Genomic DNA, 17,957 nt, shown 5'->3' with positions numbered 1-17,957 from the left:
GGGGGGCAGGGGGACCAGAGGGGGAGGGCTGCGGGCAGTCATGGGTGAGGTCTTCGCGGGCCGGTACGAACTGGCCGACCCGATCGGTCATGGCGGAGTGGGCGCTGTCTGGCGCGCCTGGGACCACCGGCGCAAGCGCTATGTGGCGGCCAAGGTGCTCCAGCAGAGCGACGCCCACGCGCTCCTGCGCTTCGTGCGGGAGCAGGCGCTGCGCATCGACCACCCCCATGTCCTGGCTCCGGCCAGCTGGGCCGCCGACGACGACAAGGTCCTGTTCACGATGGACCTGGTCGCCGGCGGCTCGCTGGTCCACCTGGTCGGGGACTACGGCCCGCTGCCCCCCGCGTTCGTCTGCACCCTCCTCGACCAGCTCCTGTCCGGGCTCGCCGCGGTGCATGCCGAGGACGTGGTCCACCGCGACGTCAAGCCCGCGAACATCCTGCTCGAAGCGACCGGCACCGGCCGTCCCCGGCTGCGCCTGTCCGACTTCGGTATCGCCATGCGGCTCGGTGAGGCCCGGCTGACCGAGACCAACCTCGTGGTGGGCACGCCGGGTTACATCGCCCCCGAGCAACTTCTGGGCGCCGAGCCCGACTTCACGGCCGACCTGTTCGCCGTCGGCCTGGTCGCGCTGTATCTCCTGGAAGGCGCCAAGCCCGACGCCAAGGCGCTTGTCCAGCACTTCGCCGAACACGGCACCCCGGGGGCGCCCAAGGGCATCCCGGACCCGCTCTGGCAGGTCGTCGCGAGCCTTCTCCAGCCGGACCCCCGTGCGCGCTTCCGCACGGCCACCGGAGCCCGCAGAGCCCTCGCCGAGGCCAGAGAACTCCTCCCGGAGACGGACGCCGCCGACGAGACGATCGAGATCTTCGACCAACTGGGCCCATTGCCCACGGGGTTCGGGCCCGGGGGTCCGGTGCGGGTGGCCTCGGGGGGCGGTACGGCGGGGACGGGGACCGGTACGAGCAGCTCGGAGGCGGCCGGGACAGGGACCGGTACGGGCTCGGAGGCGGCCGCAGGGACGGCTACCGGTGCGGGTACGGCGGCGCCCGGGGCCGGGGCGGGGAATGCTGGCGGGTCCCTGGTGACCAGCACCGGCAGGACTGGCGACACCGGCAGCACCGGAACCCCGGCGGCCCCCGTCTCCCTGTCCGACACCGGCAGTTTCCGGCTGCCCCCACCCCCGCCCCCGGCCTCGGCTCCGGTCACTCCGGCTTCCGCCGCCGCGGAGCGGCCCGGGCAGGCACCGCCGTACCCGCCGTACGCCCAGCAGCCGTTGCCACAGCAGGTGCCGCAGCAGGCCGCCCCGGTCGCGCAGCCCCACACCCCGTGGCCGCCCGCGCAGCCACTCCCCCCGGCCGGGCCGGACACCGACACCGCCACCTACACCGCGCGTGATCCGCAGGCCCCGCCGCCGTCGGTCCGCACCCACGGCCGGCGTCGGCGGCGGGCGCGTCGGCCCGGTCCTCCCGCCAGGGCGGCCGTGCCCATCCTGCTCCTGGCGCTGGCCTGTTACGCCGTCGGTTTCTGGGCGTTGGCCCGGGTCTGAGCGCGCCGGGCGGTCAGGGTCCACACGCCCAGGGCGAGCAGCAGGGCGGTGCCCGTACCGATGCCGCCGGCCGCGAGCGCCCGCATCGCCGTGTCGTCGTCGCCGGCCGCGGTCCCGAGGCTCCCCCGGGCCGCGGACACGTCGAAGACGCCCTTCGGGACCGGCGAACCGGCGTACGCGGGACCGGAGTTCGGGGTGCCGTCGACACGGACCCGGAGCGTGACGCCGTACGGCCCCGGCCCGAAGGTGTCCGCGGTCTGCCCGGTGAGGTGGACGACGAGGTAGTAGGCGCCGGCGAAGCGGACGGAGTTCTCGGCGCGGGGCACGGCGTACCGGTTGGCGTAGGCCACGGGTGGCAGGGGGGTGAGGGAGGACGACTTCTGGGTGCCGTCGTAGCCGAGGGAGACGTCGTCGACGTAGCCGCGGACCGGGTTGTAGAGGGAGAGGTTGAGCGCGGCACTGACATAGCCGTGGTTGTCGCCGCCGGCGCTGCCGAGGTCGACGGTGGCGTGGAGCTGCTGGCCCCAGTCGACCGGGACGGCGTAGTAGAGGGTCTGGCCGGGTGTGATGTCGGTCTGCCAGACGCCCTGGTCCAGGGCGCGGGCCGTGCTGAAGCCGGCGCCCGCGGCGCGGTGATGGGGGGTTCCGGAGAGCGGCTCGGGTGACGCGGAGTTCCAGGTCCCGGGGGCGGTGGTGGCGCCGGCCCTGGCCAGGGCCGGTTCGGTGACGGGGGCGATCTCCAGGTCCCAGCTGCCCGGGGAGGTGGTCCGCGAGCCGGACGTGAGCCGCTCGACGACCACGTAGTAGGTGCCGGCGTCCTTGCACAGCGCCTTGCCCGCGTCCCGGCGTCCCACCGCCGTGACCGGCCGGGGGCTGAGCCCGGCGCCGAAGCTGGCGCTGTTGTAGTCGCAGGGGGCGCCGTTGGCGTCCTCGACCGAGACCTCGATGCCGTCGCTGGCGGAGACGGTGGCGTCGGCGGGCGGGACGGCGGTGACCGGGACGTAGGCAGTGGTGTCGGCGGCGAGTTCGAGGCGGAAGTACCGCCGGCCCTTGTCCGGGAGGGTGCTGCGGTAGGTGGTGCCGGGCTCCAGCGGTACGGCGTCCGTGGTGCCTGACGCTCCGCTGACCGTGCGGGCGCCGGGGGCGAAGGCGTATCCGCTGTCGCCGGCCGCGGAGGCCGCGGAGGCCGGCAGCAGTGCCGTGAGTGCGAGGGCGGCCGTCACTCCGATGCCCCGCCGTGCCGCCGTACGCCACCGCCGTATCACGCGCGCCCCCCAGCCGTCGTCCGCCGGCCGCGGAAGTCCCGGACCGGCGGGCCCCATACTGCCTCGCGCGCGCCCGCGCCACCCGGCGATCCGTACAACGCAAAACCCCGACCGCTCGGGCGGCCGGGGTCTCAGTGTCGTCTGTTGTCGGTACTCACGAACCCGTGGGCACGGAGTCAGTCGCCTCCGTCCACAGATCCTGCTCGGCGCGATCCGCCTGGATCTGGCGGTACACGAGGAGCCCGCCGATGGCGGCCAGTGCGACCAGGAGAAGCTTCTTCACCGCGCGACCTCGTCTCTTCCTTGACGTAGGGGACCTCTGGCGCCCGACTATACACACCGACCGATATCGATCGGTGACCTGGCATCCGAGCCCAACTCCGGTCCGCCACAAGGCGTTGCGCGAGGTCGGACCGCTCTGATCTGAGGGTGATCACACCCCCACGGACGGTTACTTTGCTCCCTCTCGACTCCCTTCATGGACCTTTCTTGGGATTTTTCCCACGCCATGCACCCGTCCGAGTGGTGTTCATCAGAACATCGACGCGCCACAGTCCGGCGTCCCCCACTTCGCGAGCCCCATACACATCATGAGGAAAGTACGCAAATCGCCCAACCCGAAAGTGAGGGGCCATGGCCCGGAACTCCAAGGTCATGAAGCTGTGGACCGCCTTCGTCACCGCCTTCCTCGCGCTGTGCACGGCGCTCGGATTCGTCTCCACCGCCACCGCCGCCGCGGTACCGCAGACCGAGACCCCGCGCAACAGCACCGGCGAAGACCACCCCACGGGAGACCGGGTGACCATCCCGGCCCAAAGCCACTGGCTCTGGTCCCACGCCAGGTCCCTGCCCCCCACGATGAAGCAGCGGATCCGGGCCGAGGCCCACGGCAAGACCCCCGGCTGCCGACAGCACCCCCTGGACACCACCGAGTCGGAGACTTCGGCCGAACCACCCGCGGCACCGCTCGACTGCTGACCCCGCCGGTACAGACGGCTCGGACGCAACGGCGCAAGGGCGACTTGCGTACGTACCAGCGCCTACTGCGACACAGACCCGCGACCGGGACCTATCCGGTCGCGGGCCTCCGCACATCCGTACACGCATGCATCCATACACGCATGTATCAATACATTCACGGACGGAATCGTTCGACTCCACAACTCCTCTTAAGGAGTCGTAGGCTGATCATGTGCCCAAGGCCTACGAGGAGATCGCCGACGACCTCCGCCGTGCCATCCGGAACGGCGAGCTCAAGCCCGGCGCCCGGCTGCCCTCCGAGGCGGAGCTGGCCCGGCAGCACGGCCGTAGCGTGCCCACGATCCAGAACGCGTTGCGCCTGCTCAGCGCGGAGGGACTGATCGACAGGCGGCACGGCAGCGGCACCTTCGTGCGCCGCCCGCGCACCCGCGCGATCCGCGACAACGGACGGCACCAGTGGGAGAAGGACCGCGCCCGGATGCCGGAGGCCACCCGGGCCGAGACCGGCGCGACCGAGCGGGAGACCGGCCTGGTCATCGACGACCTGGTCTTCTTCGCCCGTTACCGCGAACTGACCGCGCCCAGCGACCTCGCCGACGCCTTCGGGGTGCCGGAAGGCAGCGTGCTCCTGGAGCGCACCTACCGGACCCGGCACGCGGCCGAGACCGCCCCCTTCAACCTGGTGACCTCCTACCTGGTCCGCGACCTGATCGCGGCCAACCCGGATCTCCTGGACGAGACGAACGAACCCTGGCCGGGCGGCACCCAGAACCAGCTGCACACCGTCGGCATCGAGGTCGACCGCGTCGAGGAACGCTTCACCGCCCGCCCGCCGACGCCCGAGGAGGCCCGGGAGCTGGACCTGCCGGCCGGCACCTCGGTGATCCTGCTGCGCAAGACGTCGTACGACATCCACGACCGCATCGTGGACATCACCACCGTCACGCTCCCCGGCGACCGCACCGAACTGCTCTTCACCACACGCCTGGAAAGGTGGTGAGCGCTGCCGTGACCCGGCGCATCACCGTCGTCACCGCGGTCCACGCACCGTCGGCCCGTTTCCTCCCCGAGGCATACAAGTCACTGTGCGAGCAGCGGCTGCCGGACGGGTGGGAGTGGCAGTGGCTGATCCAGGAGGACGGAGACGGCGGAGGCGGCGGGACCGGCGCAGGCGCAGTGGGCGCAGTGGGCGCAGACGGCGGCGAGGTCCGTGCCTACGTCCCCGACGACGCTCGGGTGTCGTTCCGGCGGGGCCGCGCCGGGGGGCCCGGGGTCGCGCGCACCATCGCGCTGGCCCGGGCGGAGGGCCCGTACGTCAAGGTCCTCGACGCCGACGACCAGCTCACGCCGGGTGCGCTGGGCCGTGACCTGGCCGCGCTGGAGGGCCGCCCGGACCTCGGCTGGGCCACCTCGCGGGCCCTGGACCTGCTGCCGGACGGTTCCACGGCCGGTTTCCCCGGCGACCCGGAGGAGGGCCCGGTCGAGCGCGGTACGGTGCTCGGCCACTGGACGGCGAACGACTTCCGCGCCCAGGTCCACCCGGCCACCCTCTTCGTCCGCCGCGAGCTGCTGCTGGCCCTCGGCGGCTGGATGGCGCTGCCCGCCTCCGAGGACACCGGGCTGCTGCTCGCCCTCGACGCGGTGAGCCGGGGCTGGTTCTCGGCGGAGGCCGGGCTGCTCTACCGCAAGTGGGAGGGCCAGGTCACCGGCCGCCCCGCACACACCGACCCGGTGGAACGGGAGGCCCGCATGGCGGTCGTGGCGGCACGGGCCCGGGCCCTGGCCGAGCTCGGCTGGCGGTATGGCTGACGTACCCGTACGACCGTCCGTCCTGCCGGGTTGCCGTCCTGCCGGGTCGCCGGGTCGCCGGGTCGCCGGGTCGCCGGGTCGCTTACAGGGTCGCCGCGTCCACGCGCGAGAACACCAGGTCGCTCTCCTCGGTCACCGGGCGGTCCCAGCGGACCGGGACCACCGGTTCGCCGTGCAGGGCGCGGGGGTAGCTGTCGGCCGCGTAGCTGTTGGCGAGCCGGTAGACGTGGTAGCCGGCGTCGGTCATGGTACGCAGCAGGTCGTCCGCCGAGTCGCCCAGCTGGGCCATCCGGTCGGGGGTGACCTCGACGGTGATCTCGGCGTCCGGGCGCAGCTTCTCCAGCAGGGGCGCGAGCCCGCGCACCACCGCGCCCTCGGCGCCCTCCACGTCGATCTTGATGACGCGCGCGGTCTCGATCTCCTCCGGGCGGAGCAGTTCGGGCAGCGGCACGGCCTCGATGTCGAAGCTGGACTCGGCGGGGCCGTCCCAGGGAACGATGCTGTTGGCGCCCATGTTGCGGGAGCTGGCGAGCACGAAGGTCAGGGTGCGGTGGGTGTCGGAGACGGCGGCGTTGACCGCGCGGATGTTCCGGCAGCCGTTGAGCGCGCTCTGCTGTTCGAGGCGGCGGTGGAAGGCGGGGGAGGCCTCGACGGCCACGACCCGGCCCCGTTCCCCGACCAGCCGGGAGGCGAGGACGCTGAAGACGCCGATGTTGGCACCGACGTCGACGAAGCAGTCCCCCGGCGCCAGCCGGCCGCGCAGCCAGCGGGTCATGTGCGGCTCCCACACCCCGAAGAGGTAGAGGTAGCGCTGGATGAGGTCCTGGGTGTCGACCGCGAACCGGGCGCCGGAGAGCGTCTCGACGACGCGCCGCCGGGGGTGGTCGCGCAGGTAGGGGTTGAGCGCGCGGGCCGCGAGGGTCTTGCCCCAGGGGCGCGGGAAGTCGCGGACGTAGCGGCGGCCGAGGGTGGCCAGGAGTTCGGTGGGGCTGGTCAGGCTGGTACGGCTGGTGCTCATCCGCTAGTCGGTGACCCTTCGGCCGTTGATCCGGATCGCCTGCGACGGGCAGCGTTCGGCGATGTCCCGGATCAGTTCGTCGTCGTCACCGGGCTCCCCGGACTCCTCGCGTCCGGGCAGGACGAAACCGTACCCGTCCTCGAAGCCGAACACAGCGGGGGCCCGGAAGGCACATTCACCCGACCCATAACAGACATCGGCGTCGACGGAGACCTTCATGGAAGGTCCCCTGCCCAGCAGGGGACCCGCTGAACCGGCGTCGCACCGGCTATGTGAACGGCAGCTCCAGCATCCGGATGGCGTTGCCGCGCAGCAGCTTGTAGGCGATCTCCGGGGCCAGGCCGCCCACGTGCTCCTGGGCCACCCGCTTGGTCTCCGGCCAGGTCGAGTCGACGTGCGGGTAGTCCGTCTCGAACGTCGCGTTGTCCACGCCGATCGTCTCGATCGCCTCGATGCCGTGCCGGTCGCGGAAGAAGCAGCAGAAGATCTGCCGGTAGTAGTACGTCGAGGGCGGCTCGGGGATCAGGTCCTTCACCCCGCCCCAGGCGCGGTGCTCCTCCCAGACGTCGTCGGCGCGCTCCAGGGCGTACGGGATCCAGCCCATCTGGCCCTCGCTGTACGCGAGTTTCAGCCGGGGGAACTTCACCAGGACCCCGGAGAAGAGGAAGTCCATCATCGAGGCCATGGCGTTGTTGAAGCTGAGCGAGGCCTGGACGGCGGGCGGGGCGTCCGGTGAGGCGGCCGGCATCTGGGAACTCGACCCGATGTGCATGTTGACGACGGTCCCGGTCTCCTCGCAGGCCGCGAAGAACGGGTCCCAGTAGCCGGAGTGGATGGACGGCAGGCCCAGGTAGGTGGGGATCTCGCTGAAGGTGACCGCCCGGACGCCCCGCGCGGCGTTGCGCCGGATCTCGGCGACGGCCAGGTCGATGTCCCACAGCGGGATCAGGCACAGCGGGATCAGCCGGCCGCCGCTGTCCCCGCACCACTCCTCGACCATCCAGTCGTTGTAGGCGCGGACGCAGGCCAGCGCGACCTCCTTGTCGTCGGCCTCGGCGAAGGTCTGCCCGCAGAAACGGGGGAAGGTGGGGAAGCAGAGGGAGGCCTCGACATGGTTCATGTCCATGTCCTCCAGGCGGGCCTTGGGGTCCCAGCAGCCGCGTCGCATCTGCTCCCGGGTGATGCCGTCGAGCGTCATCTCGTCCCGGGAGAAGCCGACGGCGGCGATGATGCGCTTGTACGGGAAGAGCAGGCCCTCGTACTCCCACCAGTCGGTGGTCTGGCCCTCGGGGTCGGTGGTGAAGCGGTACTTGCCGCCGACGTAGGCGAGTTCACCGATGCCGGCGGTGAAGGGCTTGGGTCCCTTGTCGCGGTACTTGCCCGGCAGCCACCGCTCGAAGAGGTGGGCGGGCTCGATCACGTGGTCGTCCACACTGATCACCCTGGGCAGATCCTGGGTGCCGGTCGCGTGCTCTGCCATGCCTACCCCCTGCTGCCTGCGGAGTTCCGAATTTATCTGACGGTCCATCAGATAAGCCGTCGGCATTCAGGCTAGGCCCAGGAGCCTGCACCAGCAAGGGCCGCCACATCCCGTGCGGCGCCGGCCTCCCGGAGTTCGCCCCGCCCTCCCACTTGCGACCCACGCCGCCTTCCGCTGAACTGACGGTCCATCAGGTATGCGCGGGGATCCGATCCGGGGAGGGTGCGGGATGCGATCAGCCTTGCTGAGCGGTGCCGAATGGTTCGCGGTGCTCCGCATCGGGCTCGGCCTGTGGTGGCTGGAGAGCTGGCGGCACAAGGACAAGAAGCAGTGGTTCGGCGGCGGGGGCATCCGGTGGGCGGCCGGCGTCGCGGAGAAGCACCGCTGGCCGGTGGTCCGGCGGGGCTTCGACACCGTCGTCGCTCCCCGCCCCCGGCTGATGGCCTACGTCGTGGCGTACGCGGAGCTCGCCCTGGGCCTCGGCCTGGTCTCCGGCTTCCTCACGCCGATCGCGCTGGTGGCCGGGTTCCTGCTCAACCTGATCTACCTGGTCCTCATGATCCACGACTGGGCGGAACAGGGGCAGAACCTGATGATGGCCCTGATCTCCGTGGCCGGCCTGTTCGCGATCAGCTGGCAGAGCTGGTCGGTGGACTCGGCACTGGGACTGTTCGGCTAGCCGCGACGCCCCTCAGGAGCGCTCCGAAGGGGCGCGGGGCTGTATCTGATATGCGGCTACCGCCGCGCGGGCGCGACCAGCCCCCACGGACCCGCAGCGACCCACTGCCCCAGCACGCCACTCCCGGCGAGGAGGCACAGATGACGACCGGCCCTTCCCCATCGGCGGACACCCTGAGAAAGCTGCACTCGGCCCGCGCCCACAGCGCCTACGAGCGCGCCCTGGCCGCCTGCCGCCACGCGGGAATCGCCCCCGACTCGGCACAGACCGTCCCGACGAGTCCGGTCGGCCGGGCCGCGAACGCGCTCCGGCTGTCGGCCCAGTCGCTCACCGTCCTGGCGGACACCGCACCCGACCCGGCGGCGGACGCCCGCTGCGCCCGCAACGCCGCCGCCACCGCGGCGCTGGCCGCGCAGGTGGCCGGCTCCCTGGACGACCGCGCCGAGACGGCGACCGCCCTGCGCGCCGCCCTCACCGCATCCCAGGCGGCCGCGACGGCGGCCGGCGGCACGGCGGCGGGACAGGACACGGCTCTGAACGCGAAGGCCGACGACACGGAGGAACGCGCGGTCGCGGCGGCACGCAGCGCGGGCTGGATGTGAACCCGTGCCGTTCGGCTCCGGTCCCTCCCCACGTGGGGACCGGTGCCGAACGGCGCGGGTGGCATCGGACCGAGCACCGGGACCGGAGGCCCGCTCAGTGCGCGGAAGCAGCTCGTCCTGTGCAGCCACACCGGCGGAGGGCCGCCGGTCGAAGGTGACCGAGAACATGCGGTGCCGTGAGCTGTCTCTGCGAATGCTGAGCTGGTCGGCCGGTCGGGGCGACACCCGATCACCGCGTTGCTGCGGTGAAATCCTGCCAGTCGAGGAGCCCGTCTGAGGAGGCCAGGGCGTCCGGTCAGGGGCTTCGCCGCAGGTCAGCCGTATAAAGTGAGTTTTCCGGTCCGGATGTCCAGCAGCGGGGGAAGTAAGGGGTGGAGAGCCTTGGGTCCCGATGCAGGGGCACGCACAGCCTTCGCGGAGCGCCTCGCGTTGCTGTACAGGGAGGCCGGTAATCCTCCGCTCAAACGGGTCGCCGATGCGGTCGACCGACTGCATCGCGTCGACGAGCGGGGCCGGCCCGTACGGGTCTCCGCGCAGCGCATCAGCGACTGGCGGCGGGCGAAGAACGTGCCCGCCCAGTTCATCGCCCTCTCCGCCGTCCTCCAGGTCCTGATCCCGCAGGCGCGCCGCGCCCAGCCGGTGCCGGTGTCCAGCGGGCTCTACGACATGACCCACTGGCAGAAGCTCTGGGAGCGCGCGGTGGCCGACCCGGTCGGCGAACTGCCCGCACCGGAGGCTTCCGAGGAGACGGAACAGCCGCCGCCGGTCGACAGCGTCTGCCCGTACCGGGGTCTGGCCTCCTACCGCCGGGTCGACGCCCGCTGGTTCTTCGGCCGGGAACGCAGCACCGACGCGCTGGTCGACCAGCTCCGTTCCGCGGAGGCGGGCGGCGGTCTGGTGATGCTGGTCGGCGCCTCGGGTGCGGGGAAGTCCTCGCTGCTGAACGCCGGCCTGGTCACCGCGTTGCAGAACGGCGCCCTGACCGACGACGAGGACCGCCCGCGCCACATCCTTCAACTCCTCCCGGGTGCCGACCCCGTGAAGGAGCTGACCCGCCGCATACCCGAACTGGCCGGACTGGCGGGCCCGGACGATCCGGACGCCGTACGGAAAGCGGTCAGGACGTGGGCCCGACGCGAAACCGAGCCTGTGCCGAGCCCGGCCGGATCGACCGCCCCCGTACCGACCGCCACCGCCGCCGTACCGACCCATACCGCACCGACCGACGCCGCGTCGCCCGACAACGCATCGCCCGACATCGCACCCACTGTCGATGTTTCACGTGAAACATGGCAGTGCCCGGACCTCGGTCCGACCCGCCGCCCCGTCGTGATCGTCGACCAGTTCGAGGAGACCTTCACCATCTGCGGCGACGAGGCGGACCGGCGCACCTTCGTCCAGCTCCTGCACACGGCCAGCACCCCCGCCGCCCCCGGCGAACCGGCCCCCGCCCTGGTGGTCCTCGGCATCCGTGCCGACTTCTACGAGCAGTGCCTCGGCTACCCCGAGCTGGCCGACGCGCTCCAGCACCGGCACATGGTGCTCGGCCCGCTGACCACCCCCGAACTGCGCGAGGCCGTGACCGCCCCGGCGAAGGCGGTGGGCCTGGAGCTGGAGCCCGGCCTCGCCGAGCTGATCGTCCGGGAGGTGAGCGCGGACGGCCCTCGGGGCGCCCATGACGCCGGTGTCCTCCCCCTTCTCTCCCACGCCCTGCTCGCCACCTGGCAGCGCCGCAAGGCGGGCCGGCTGACGCTGGCCGGGTACCGGGCCGCCGGCGGCATCCAGGGCGCCGTCGCCGCAACCGCCGAGCGCGCCTGGTCCAGCCTGGACCCGGCCGCCCGGACCGCCGCCCGGCTGCTCCTGCTCCGCCTGGTACGGCTCGGCGAGGACACCCAGGCGACCCGCAGACGTGGCACCCGGCGCCAGCTGGCCGCGGAGTCCACCGACCCGATCAAGACGGAGGAGTCACTCGAGGCCCTGGTCCGGGCCCGCCTGGTGACCCTCGACGCCGACACCGTGGAGATCACCCACGAGGCACTGCTGCATGCCTGGCCCCGGCTGCGGGAGTGGCTCGACGAGGACCGCCACGGCAATCTGCTGCGCCAGCGCTTGGAGGAGGACGGCCGGGCCTGGGACGGGTCGAGTCACGACTCCGCCCTGCTCTACCGGGGATCACGGCTCGAACAGGCCCACACCTGGGCGAAGTCGGCCGGTGACACCCTCCTGACCCGCAGCGCGGTGGAGTTCCTGGCGGCCTCGGTGCGGCTGCGCCGGCGCACGGTGTGGATCAGCCGGGCCGCCGTGTCGGCGCTGGTCGTGCTCGCGGTGCTGGCCGCCGGGTCCGCCGTGATCGCCCGGCAGCAGCGGGACGACGCGGTGTTCGAGCAGGTGGTCGCGGAGGCCGACCGTTTCCAGTACTCGGACCCGTCGCTGTCCGCTCAGCTCGACCTGGTGGCCCACGACCTGCGCCCGGACGACGAAGGCGCCAACAACCGCCTGATCTCCATCGTCAACGCCCCGCTGGCCACACCGCTGCTCGGCCACACCGGCGCCGTCTACCTCACCACCTTCAGCCCCGACGGCAAGGTCCTGGCCACCGCCGCCTACGACCGCACGGTCCGGCTGTGGGACGTGAGCGACCCGACCCGGCCGAAAGCCCTGGGCAAGCCCCTGCTCGGCCACACGAGCTGGGTCTCCAGCGCGGTCTTCAGCCCGGACGGCAGGACCCTGGCCAGCGCCGGCGACGACGGCACCGTACGCCTGTGGGACGTCTCCGACCCGAAGCACCCCACCTCCCTGGGCTCCCCGCTGGCCGGTAACGACGGCACCGTCTACCTCGTCGCCTTCAGCCCGGACGGCCGTACCCTGGCCGCCGCCGACGAGGACCACACTGTCCGCCTGTGGGACGTGCACGACCCGCGCCATCCGGCTTCGCTGGGCACCCTCACCGGCCACTCCGAGGCCGTGCGCTCCATCGCCTTCAGCCCTGACGGCCGTACCCTCGCGGCCGGCAGCGACGACAACTCGATCCTGCTGTACGACGTCTCCGACCCCCGGCGCCCCCGACGCGTCGGCGCCCCGCTGACCGGGCACACCGGGACCGTGCACTCGGTGGCCTTCAGCCCGGACGGCCGCACCCTCGCCAGCGGCAGCAAGGACGACACCATACGGCTGTGGGACGTCACGGACCGGGCGCACGCCAAGGCCCTCGGCGGGCCGCTCACCGGGCATACCGGGCCCGTCTGGTCGGTGGCCTTCAGCCCCGACGGCTCCATGCTCGCCGCGGGCAGCGCGGACTCCACGGCCAGCCTGTGGAACGTCGACAATCCGGCCTTCCCCTCTCAGGTGGGCGAGCCCCTCGCGGGCAGCAGCGGCGAGATGTACGCCGTCGGCTGGAGCCCTGACGGGCACACCCTCGCCACCGGCAGCGGGGACGGCAAGGCGCGGCTGTGGTCGATCCCGGGTTCGGACATGATCGGCGCGGCGGGGGCGTTCAGCCCGGACGGCCGGGTCCTGGCCACCGGCGGCGGCGACAGCAGGATGCGGCTGTGGAACATCACGGATCCGGCCCGGCCCACGGCGCTCGGCGAGCCGTTCACGACCGGGTCACGGGACCTGCGCGCGATGGTGTTCACCCGGGACGGCCGCACCCTCGCCATCCTGACCAGCGAGAACAACCTCAGCTGGGTGCAGCTGTGGAACGTCTCCGACCCCGCGCACCCCGCCCAGTACGGCGCACCGGTCCGGCTGAACACCCGGTACGCGGGTGCCGAGGCGCTGGCGCTGAGCCCCGACGGGCGCACCGTGGCCGCCGACTACGACGACCGCACGATCCAGCTCCTGGACATCAGCGACCCGGCCCACCCGAGGCGCCTCGGCGAGACCCTCAAGGGCCACACCGGTTACGTCAACGCGCTCGTCTTCAGCCCGGACGGCAGGACCCTGGCCAGCGGCAGCGCGGACGGCACGGTCCGCCTCTGGAACGTCGCCGACCGGACCCGCGCCAGGCCCCTGGGCAGCCCCCTCGAGGGCCACCTGGGCCCCGTCAACACCCTCGCCTACAGCCCTGACGGGCGCACCCTGGCCAGCGGCAGCGACGACGACACGGTCCGCCTCTGGAACGTCGCCGACCCCGCGCACGCGACCCGGCTGGGCGCGGTCCTCACCGGCCACACCGAGGCGGTCGTCTCCCTGACCTTCAGCCGCGACGGCAGGACGTTGGCCAGCGGCGGCAACGACAACACGGTCCGCCTCTGGAACGTCTCCTCCCCGTCCTCGGCCCACCCGATCGGCCAGTCCATGAGCCCCAACGCCAAGACGGGCAACTTCCTCTCCTTCAGCCCGCGGAGCAACATGCTGGGCGTCTCCAGCGGCGCCGACACCGTCCGGCTGTGGAGCCTGGACGTCGACCATGCGGTCACCCGCATCTGCTCGGTCACCCGCCACGTCCTGACCCCCGCCAAGTGGCGCGAGTACCTCCCCCGCCTCGCCTACGACCCGCCCTGCGCCACCTGATCCACCCCACCGATGACCGCCTTTGAGTGATCCCGATCACAACTGCTCATCACGGCTGAGAAGTTGACTCCCACCGCACAGGCCACCTTGTTAGGCTGACTACAGCCCGATCGCTGGTGCATCCCCCGTCGCCAGCGGTCGGGTTCTGTCATGCGGCGCCGGGCCCTACGCTTCGCCCCATGAATCCGAGGGACACGACGCGTGCGATGCTCGCCACCGGCCCCGGCGGCCTGTCGCCTCTCAAGCGGCACACGGGCGCGGATTGGTCGTCCGGGCTGTGGGGTCTGATCGCGGTCCTGGTCATCCTGGCGCTGATCGCGATCCTGATCATCTCCGTCCGACGCGGCTCCTCGTCGGACGACGAGGACTGACACGACAGACCGCCAACAAAAGACCCCCGATCCATCCGGACCGGGGGTCTTCACGATGTGGGGCTAACAGGATTTGAACCTGTGGCCTCATCCTTATCAGGGATGCGCTCTAACCAACTGAGCTATAGCCCCGCCGCGCTCTGCGGTATGTGTCCCGCGCGCTGACTCCTGAAGATTAGCGCACGACCGGGGCAGTCCCAAAATCGGTTGTCGGGGGAGCTTCAGGAGAGGTTTGAACTCCGGTTACTCGTCCTCGGCCAAGGTCAGCTCGATGCCGCCGACGAAGCCCGCGGAGAGGTTGTAGATGAACGCGCCGAGGGTCGCCAGCGCCGTCGCGAGGACGACGTCGATGACCGCGATGATCGCCGTGAACGTCAGGACGTGCGGGAGCGAGAGGAACGACTGGAGGTCGAAGCCGTTCGACTCGTTCGAGCCGGTCGCCTCCGAGATCGTGCCGCCGACCGTCGAGAACACCCCCATCGCGTCCAGGACCATCCACAGCACCGCCGCCGCCACGATCGAGCAGATGCCCAGCGCGATGGAGAGCAGGAAGCTGACCTTCATCACCGACCAGGGGTCGGCCTTGGCGACCCGCAGCCGGGCCTTGCGGGTGCGCGGGGCGGTACGCGTACCGGCGCCGGTACGCGGCCGCCGTACGGCCCCCGAGGGCCCCTGCGCGGCCTGTGCGGCCTGCTGCGCCGGGTAGGCCTGCGGCGGGTGGTAGGGCCCGGCGGCCTGCTCGGCACGGCGTTCCCCGGGCAGCGGGGAAGTGCCCTGCTGCGGCGGCTGCGCGGGCGCCGGCCGGTCGCCCGGCGCGGCCGGTCCTCGGGTGTCGGTCACAGATCCCCCCTGCGATCCCTGTGCGTCCGGCGCGGGCGCCTTCACGGGCGCCTTGATCGCCTTCAGCTGGGTCGTGTGCGTGTCCGCCTGCTGCGGCGCCGCACCGCCCCCGTCGGACGCGGCGGAGCCACGGCCGCCGCCGTCCGCATCCGTACCCGTCGAGGTACCGGCCGATCCGGCGCCCGTGGCTCCGCTCACGATGACTCACTCCTCGTGCCTACTCGGCCGAGGGCGCCTCACCCTCGTCCGTGCCGCTGGTCGCGACACCCTCGGCGGTCTCGTCCACGGCATCCTCGCCGTCGACTTCCTCCGCCTCGCTGCCGGCCTCGGCGTTACGTGCGATGCCGACGACGGCATCGCGCTTGCCCAGGTTGATCAGTTGGACGCCCATGGTGTCACGGCCCGTCTCCCTGACCCCGCTGACTCGCGTACGAATCACACCGCCGGACAGGGTGATGGCGAGGATCTCGTCGTTCTCCTCGACGATCAGCGCGCCGACCAGCGAACCGCGGTCCTCCACGATCTTGGCGGCCTTGATGCCGAGGCCGCCGCGGCCCTGGACGCGGTACTCGTCGACACGGGTCCGCTTCGCGTACCCCCCGTCGGTGGCAGTGAACACGAACGTACCGGGTCGAACAACATTCATCGACAGAAGTTCATCGTCCGCACGGAAACTCATGCCCTTGACACCGGAGGTGGCCCGGCCCATGGGCCGCAGAGTGTCGTCGGAGGCGGTGAACCGGATCGACTGTGCCTTCTTGCTGATCAGAAGCAGATCATCGTCCGCCGAAACCAGCTCGGCACCGATCAGTTCGTCATCGGAACCGTCCTCGCGCTCCCGCAGGTTGATCGCGATGACACCGCCGGAACGGGGCGAATCGTAATCCTTCAGAGGCGTCTTCTTGACCAGACCGGCCTTGGTGGCGAGCACCAGGTAGTCCGCCGCGTCGTAGTCCCGGATCGCGAGGATCTCGGCGATCGCCTCGTCCGGCTGGAAGGCCAGCAGGTTCGCCACGTGCTGACCGCGCGCGTCCCGGCCGGCGTCCGGCAGCTCGTACGCCTTCGCCCGGTACACCCGGCCCTTGTTCGTGAAGAACAGCAGCCAGTGGTGCGTGGTCGAGACGAAGAAGTGGTCGACGATGTCGTCTTCCTTCAGCTTCGTACCGCGCACGCCCTTGCCGCCGCGCTTCTGCGCCCGGTAGTCGACGGTCTTGGTCCGCTTGACGTAGCCGCCGCGCGAGACCGTGACGACGATGTCCTCCTCGGCGATCAGGTCCTCGATGGACATGTCACCGTCGTAGGGCACCAGCATGGTCTTGCGGTCGTCGCCGAACTTCTCCACGATCGCGGCCAGCTCGGCGCTGACGATGCCGCGCTGCCGGACCGGCGAGGCGAGGATCTCGTTGTACTCGGTGATCTTCGCCTGGAGTTCGTCGTGCTCCTGGATGATCTTCTGGCGCTCCAGGGCGGCCAGTCGCCGCAGCTGCATCTCAAGGATGGCGTTGGCCTGGATCTCGTCGATCTCCAGGAGGTCCATCAGGCCCGTACGCGCGATGTCGACCGTGTCGCTCGCCCGGATCAGCGCGATGACCTCGTCGATCGCGTCCAGCGCCTTCAGCAGGCCGCGCAGGATGTGCGCCCGCTCCTCGGCCTTGCGCAGCCGGAACTTCGTCCGCCGGACGATGACCTCGATCTGGTGCGTCACCCAGTGCCGGATGAACGCGTCCAGGGACAGCGTGCGCGGCACGCCGTCGACCAGCGCCAGCATGTTGGCGCCGAAGTTGGACTGCAGGTCGGTGTGCTTGTACAGGTTGTTGAGGACGACCTTGGCGACCGCGTCCCGCTTCAGCACGATGACCAGCCGCTGGCCGGTGCGCGAGGAGGTCTCGTCGCGGACGTCGGCGATACCGCCGACCTTGCCGTCCTTCACCAGGTCGGCGATCTTCTGCGCGAGGTTGTCGGGGTTGGTCTGGTACGGCAGCTCCGTGACCACCAGGCACTGGCGGTTCTGGATCTCCTCGACCTCGACGACCGCGCGCATGGTGATGGAGCCGCGGCCCGTGCGGTAGGCCTCCTCGATGCCCTTGCGGCCGACGACGAGGGCGCCGGTCGGGAAGTCGGGGCCCTTGATGCGCTCGATCAGCGCGTCCAGGAGCTCCTCGTGCGAGGCGTCCGGGTTCTCCAGGTACCACTGGGCACCGGCCGCGACCTCGCGCAGGTTGTGCGGCGGGATGTTGGTCGCCATGCCGACCGCGATACCGGCCGAACCGTTGATCAGCAGGTTCGGGAAGCGGGCCGGCAGGACGGTCGGCTCCTGGGAGCGGCCGTCGTAGTTGTCCGTGAAGTCGACGGTCTCCTCGTCGATGTCACGGACCATCTCCATCGACAGCGGCGCCAGCTTGCACTCGGTGTACCGCATGGCGGCCGCCGGGTCGTTGCCCGGGGAGCCGAAGTTGCCGTTGGAGTCCACCAGCGGCATCCGCATCGACCACGGCTGGGCGAGGCGCACCAGGGCGTCGTAGATGGAGGAGTCGCCGTGCGGGTGGTAGTTGCCCATGACGTCGCCGACGACACGGGCGCACTTGTAGAAGCCGCGCTCGGGGCGGTAGCCGCCGTCGTACATCGCGTACAGGACGCGGCGGTGCACGGGCTTGAGGCCGTCGCGGACGTCGGGCAGCGCACGGGACACGATGACGGACATCGCGTAGTCCAGGTACGAGCGCTGCATCTCCGTCTCGAGCCCGACGGGCTCGACACGCATCGCGAGCTCGCCGCCCTCTTCAGGGGTGACGGGAGTGTTCTCGTCGGTCATGGCTGGTCAAGATCCTTCCTGGTGCGGTCAGCTGAG

General features: G+C 71.4%; 15 protein-coding genes and 1 tRNA gene. 8 read left to right on the top strand and 8 right to left on the bottom strand.

The window, feature by feature from the left end; all coding sequences use genetic code 11:
• Positions 1-40: 40 nt before the first annotated feature.
• A complete protein-coding gene (locus ACWGKQ_RS17830; protein ID WP_453292853.1) occupies positions 41-1,549 on the top strand; it encodes a serine/threonine-protein kinase in 1,509 nt (502 codons plus the stop codon).
• Here the strand turns inward: ACWGKQ_RS17830 and ACWGKQ_RS17825 are convergent.
• Both ACWGKQ_RS17825 and ACWGKQ_RS17820 read right to left on the bottom strand, forming a co-directional pair.
• Positions 1,513-2,814, bottom strand: coding sequence for a hypothetical protein (locus ACWGKQ_RS17825; protein WP_453292852.1), 1,302 nt, complete (start codon positions 2,812-2,814; stop codon positions 1,513-1,515). The two genes, ACWGKQ_RS17830 and ACWGKQ_RS17825, sit on opposite strands and share 37 nt — an antisense overlap.
• Before the next feature lie 154 nt (positions 2,815-2,968).
• Positions 2,969-3,097: a DLW-39 family protein gene (locus ACWGKQ_RS17820; protein ID WP_003999697.1), complete on the bottom strand. Its 129-nt coding sequence runs from the start codon at positions 3,095-3,097 to the stop codon at positions 2,969-2,971.
• Positions 3,098-3,447: 350 nt separating this feature from the next.
• On the opposite strand from ACWGKQ_RS17820, the gene ACWGKQ_RS17815 reads away from it, so the two are divergent.
• The 3 genes from ACWGKQ_RS17815 (at position 3,448) to ACWGKQ_RS17805 (ending at position 5,604) form a co-directional block, all read left to right on the top strand.
• Positions 3,448-3,792, top strand: coding sequence for a DUF6344 domain-containing protein (locus ACWGKQ_RS17815; protein WP_453292851.1), 345 nt, complete (start codon positions 3,448-3,450; stop codon positions 3,790-3,792).
• A gap of 214 nt (positions 3,793-4,006) precedes the next feature.
• Positions 4,007-4,795: a GntR family transcriptional regulator gene (locus tag ACWGKQ_RS17810; RefSeq protein ID WP_453292850.1), complete on the top strand. Its 789-nt coding sequence runs from the start codon at positions 4,007-4,009 to the stop codon at positions 4,793-4,795.
• Positions 4,792-5,604: a glycosyltransferase family 2 protein gene (locus ACWGKQ_RS17805; protein ID WP_453292849.1), complete on the top strand. Its 813-nt coding sequence runs from the start codon at positions 4,792-4,794 to the stop codon at positions 5,602-5,604. Before ACWGKQ_RS17810 ends, ACWGKQ_RS17805 begins: the two co-directional genes overlap by 4 nt.
• 82 nt (positions 5,605-5,686) lie before the next feature.
• On the opposite strand, the gene ACWGKQ_RS17800 is transcribed toward ACWGKQ_RS17805, so the two are convergent.
• Genes ACWGKQ_RS17800 through ACWGKQ_RS17790 form a run of 3 tightly spaced genes read right to left on the bottom strand, consistent with a single transcriptional unit; the run spans position 5,687 to position 8,102 of the window.
• Positions 5,687-6,622, bottom strand: coding sequence for an FkbM family methyltransferase (locus ACWGKQ_RS17800; RefSeq protein WP_453292848.1), 936 nt, complete (start codon positions 6,620-6,622; stop codon positions 5,687-5,689).
• 3 nt (positions 6,623-6,625) lie between these two features.
• Complete coding sequence (locus tag ACWGKQ_RS17795; RefSeq protein ID WP_453292847.1) at positions 6,626-6,841, bottom strand: ferredoxin; 216 nt, start codon at positions 6,839-6,841, stop codon at positions 6,626-6,628.
• A 49-nt stretch (positions 6,842-6,890) separates the two neighbouring features.
• The gene (locus ACWGKQ_RS17790; RefSeq protein ID WP_453292846.1) at positions 6,891-8,102 is read right to left on the bottom strand and encodes an amidohydrolase family protein; all 1,212 of its coding nucleotides are present in this window, start codon (positions 8,100-8,102) and stop codon (positions 6,891-6,893) included.
• Positions 8,103-8,331: 229 nt separating this feature from the next.
• Here ACWGKQ_RS17790 and ACWGKQ_RS17785 point away from each other — a divergent pair, with 229 nt between their 5' ends.
• The 4 genes from ACWGKQ_RS17785 to ACWGKQ_RS17770 all read left to right on the top strand — a co-directional run bounded on the left by ACWGKQ_RS17785 (position 8,332) and on the right by ACWGKQ_RS17770 (position 14,269).
• Positions 8,332-8,781: a DoxX family protein gene (locus ACWGKQ_RS17785; RefSeq protein WP_453292845.1), complete on the top strand. Its 450-nt coding sequence runs from the start codon at positions 8,332-8,334 to the stop codon at positions 8,779-8,781.
• Between the two features lie 140 nt (positions 8,782-8,921).
• On the top strand, positions 8,922-9,383 hold the full coding sequence (locus ACWGKQ_RS17780) for a hypothetical protein (RefSeq protein ID WP_453292844.1): 462 nt from the start codon (positions 8,922-8,924) through the stop codon (positions 9,381-9,383).
• Positions 9,384-9,728: 345 nt separating this feature from the next.
• Positions 9,729-13,898, top strand: a complete 4,170-nt coding sequence (locus ACWGKQ_RS17775) for an nSTAND1 domain-containing NTPase (RefSeq protein WP_453292843.1) — start codon at positions 9,729-9,731, stop codon at positions 13,896-13,898.
• Positions 13,899-14,077: 179 nt separating this feature from the next.
• A complete protein-coding gene (locus ACWGKQ_RS17770) occupies positions 14,078-14,269 on the top strand; it encodes a hypothetical protein (RefSeq protein WP_453292842.1) in 192 nt (63 codons plus the stop codon).
• Positions 14,270-14,327: 58 nt separating this feature from the next.
• On the opposite strand, the gene ACWGKQ_RS17765 is transcribed toward ACWGKQ_RS17770, so the two are convergent.
• The 3 genes from ACWGKQ_RS17765 to gyrA form a co-directional block, all read right to left on the bottom strand.
• A tRNA-Ile gene (locus ACWGKQ_RS17765) sits at positions 14,328-14,401 on the bottom strand.
• A gap of 111 nt (positions 14,402-14,512) precedes the next feature.
• Entirely contained in the window at positions 14,513-15,307 is a 795-nt protein-coding gene (locus ACWGKQ_RS17760; protein ID WP_453292841.1) for a DUF3566 domain-containing protein, read from the bottom strand.
• A 19-nt stretch (positions 15,308-15,326) separates the two neighbouring features.
• The gene (gene gyrA, locus ACWGKQ_RS17755; protein WP_453292840.1) at positions 15,327-17,921 is read right to left on the bottom strand and encodes a DNA gyrase subunit A; all 2,595 of its coding nucleotides are present in this window, start codon (positions 17,919-17,921) and stop codon (positions 15,327-15,329) included.
• Between the last annotated feature and the right edge of the window lie 36 nt (positions 17,922-17,957).

This window comes from Streptomyces sp. NPDC054770 (genome assembly GCF_053611985.1).
The sequence above is the reverse complement of the archived record's forward strand: the minus strand, read 5'-3'. Positions and strand labels throughout refer to the sequence as shown.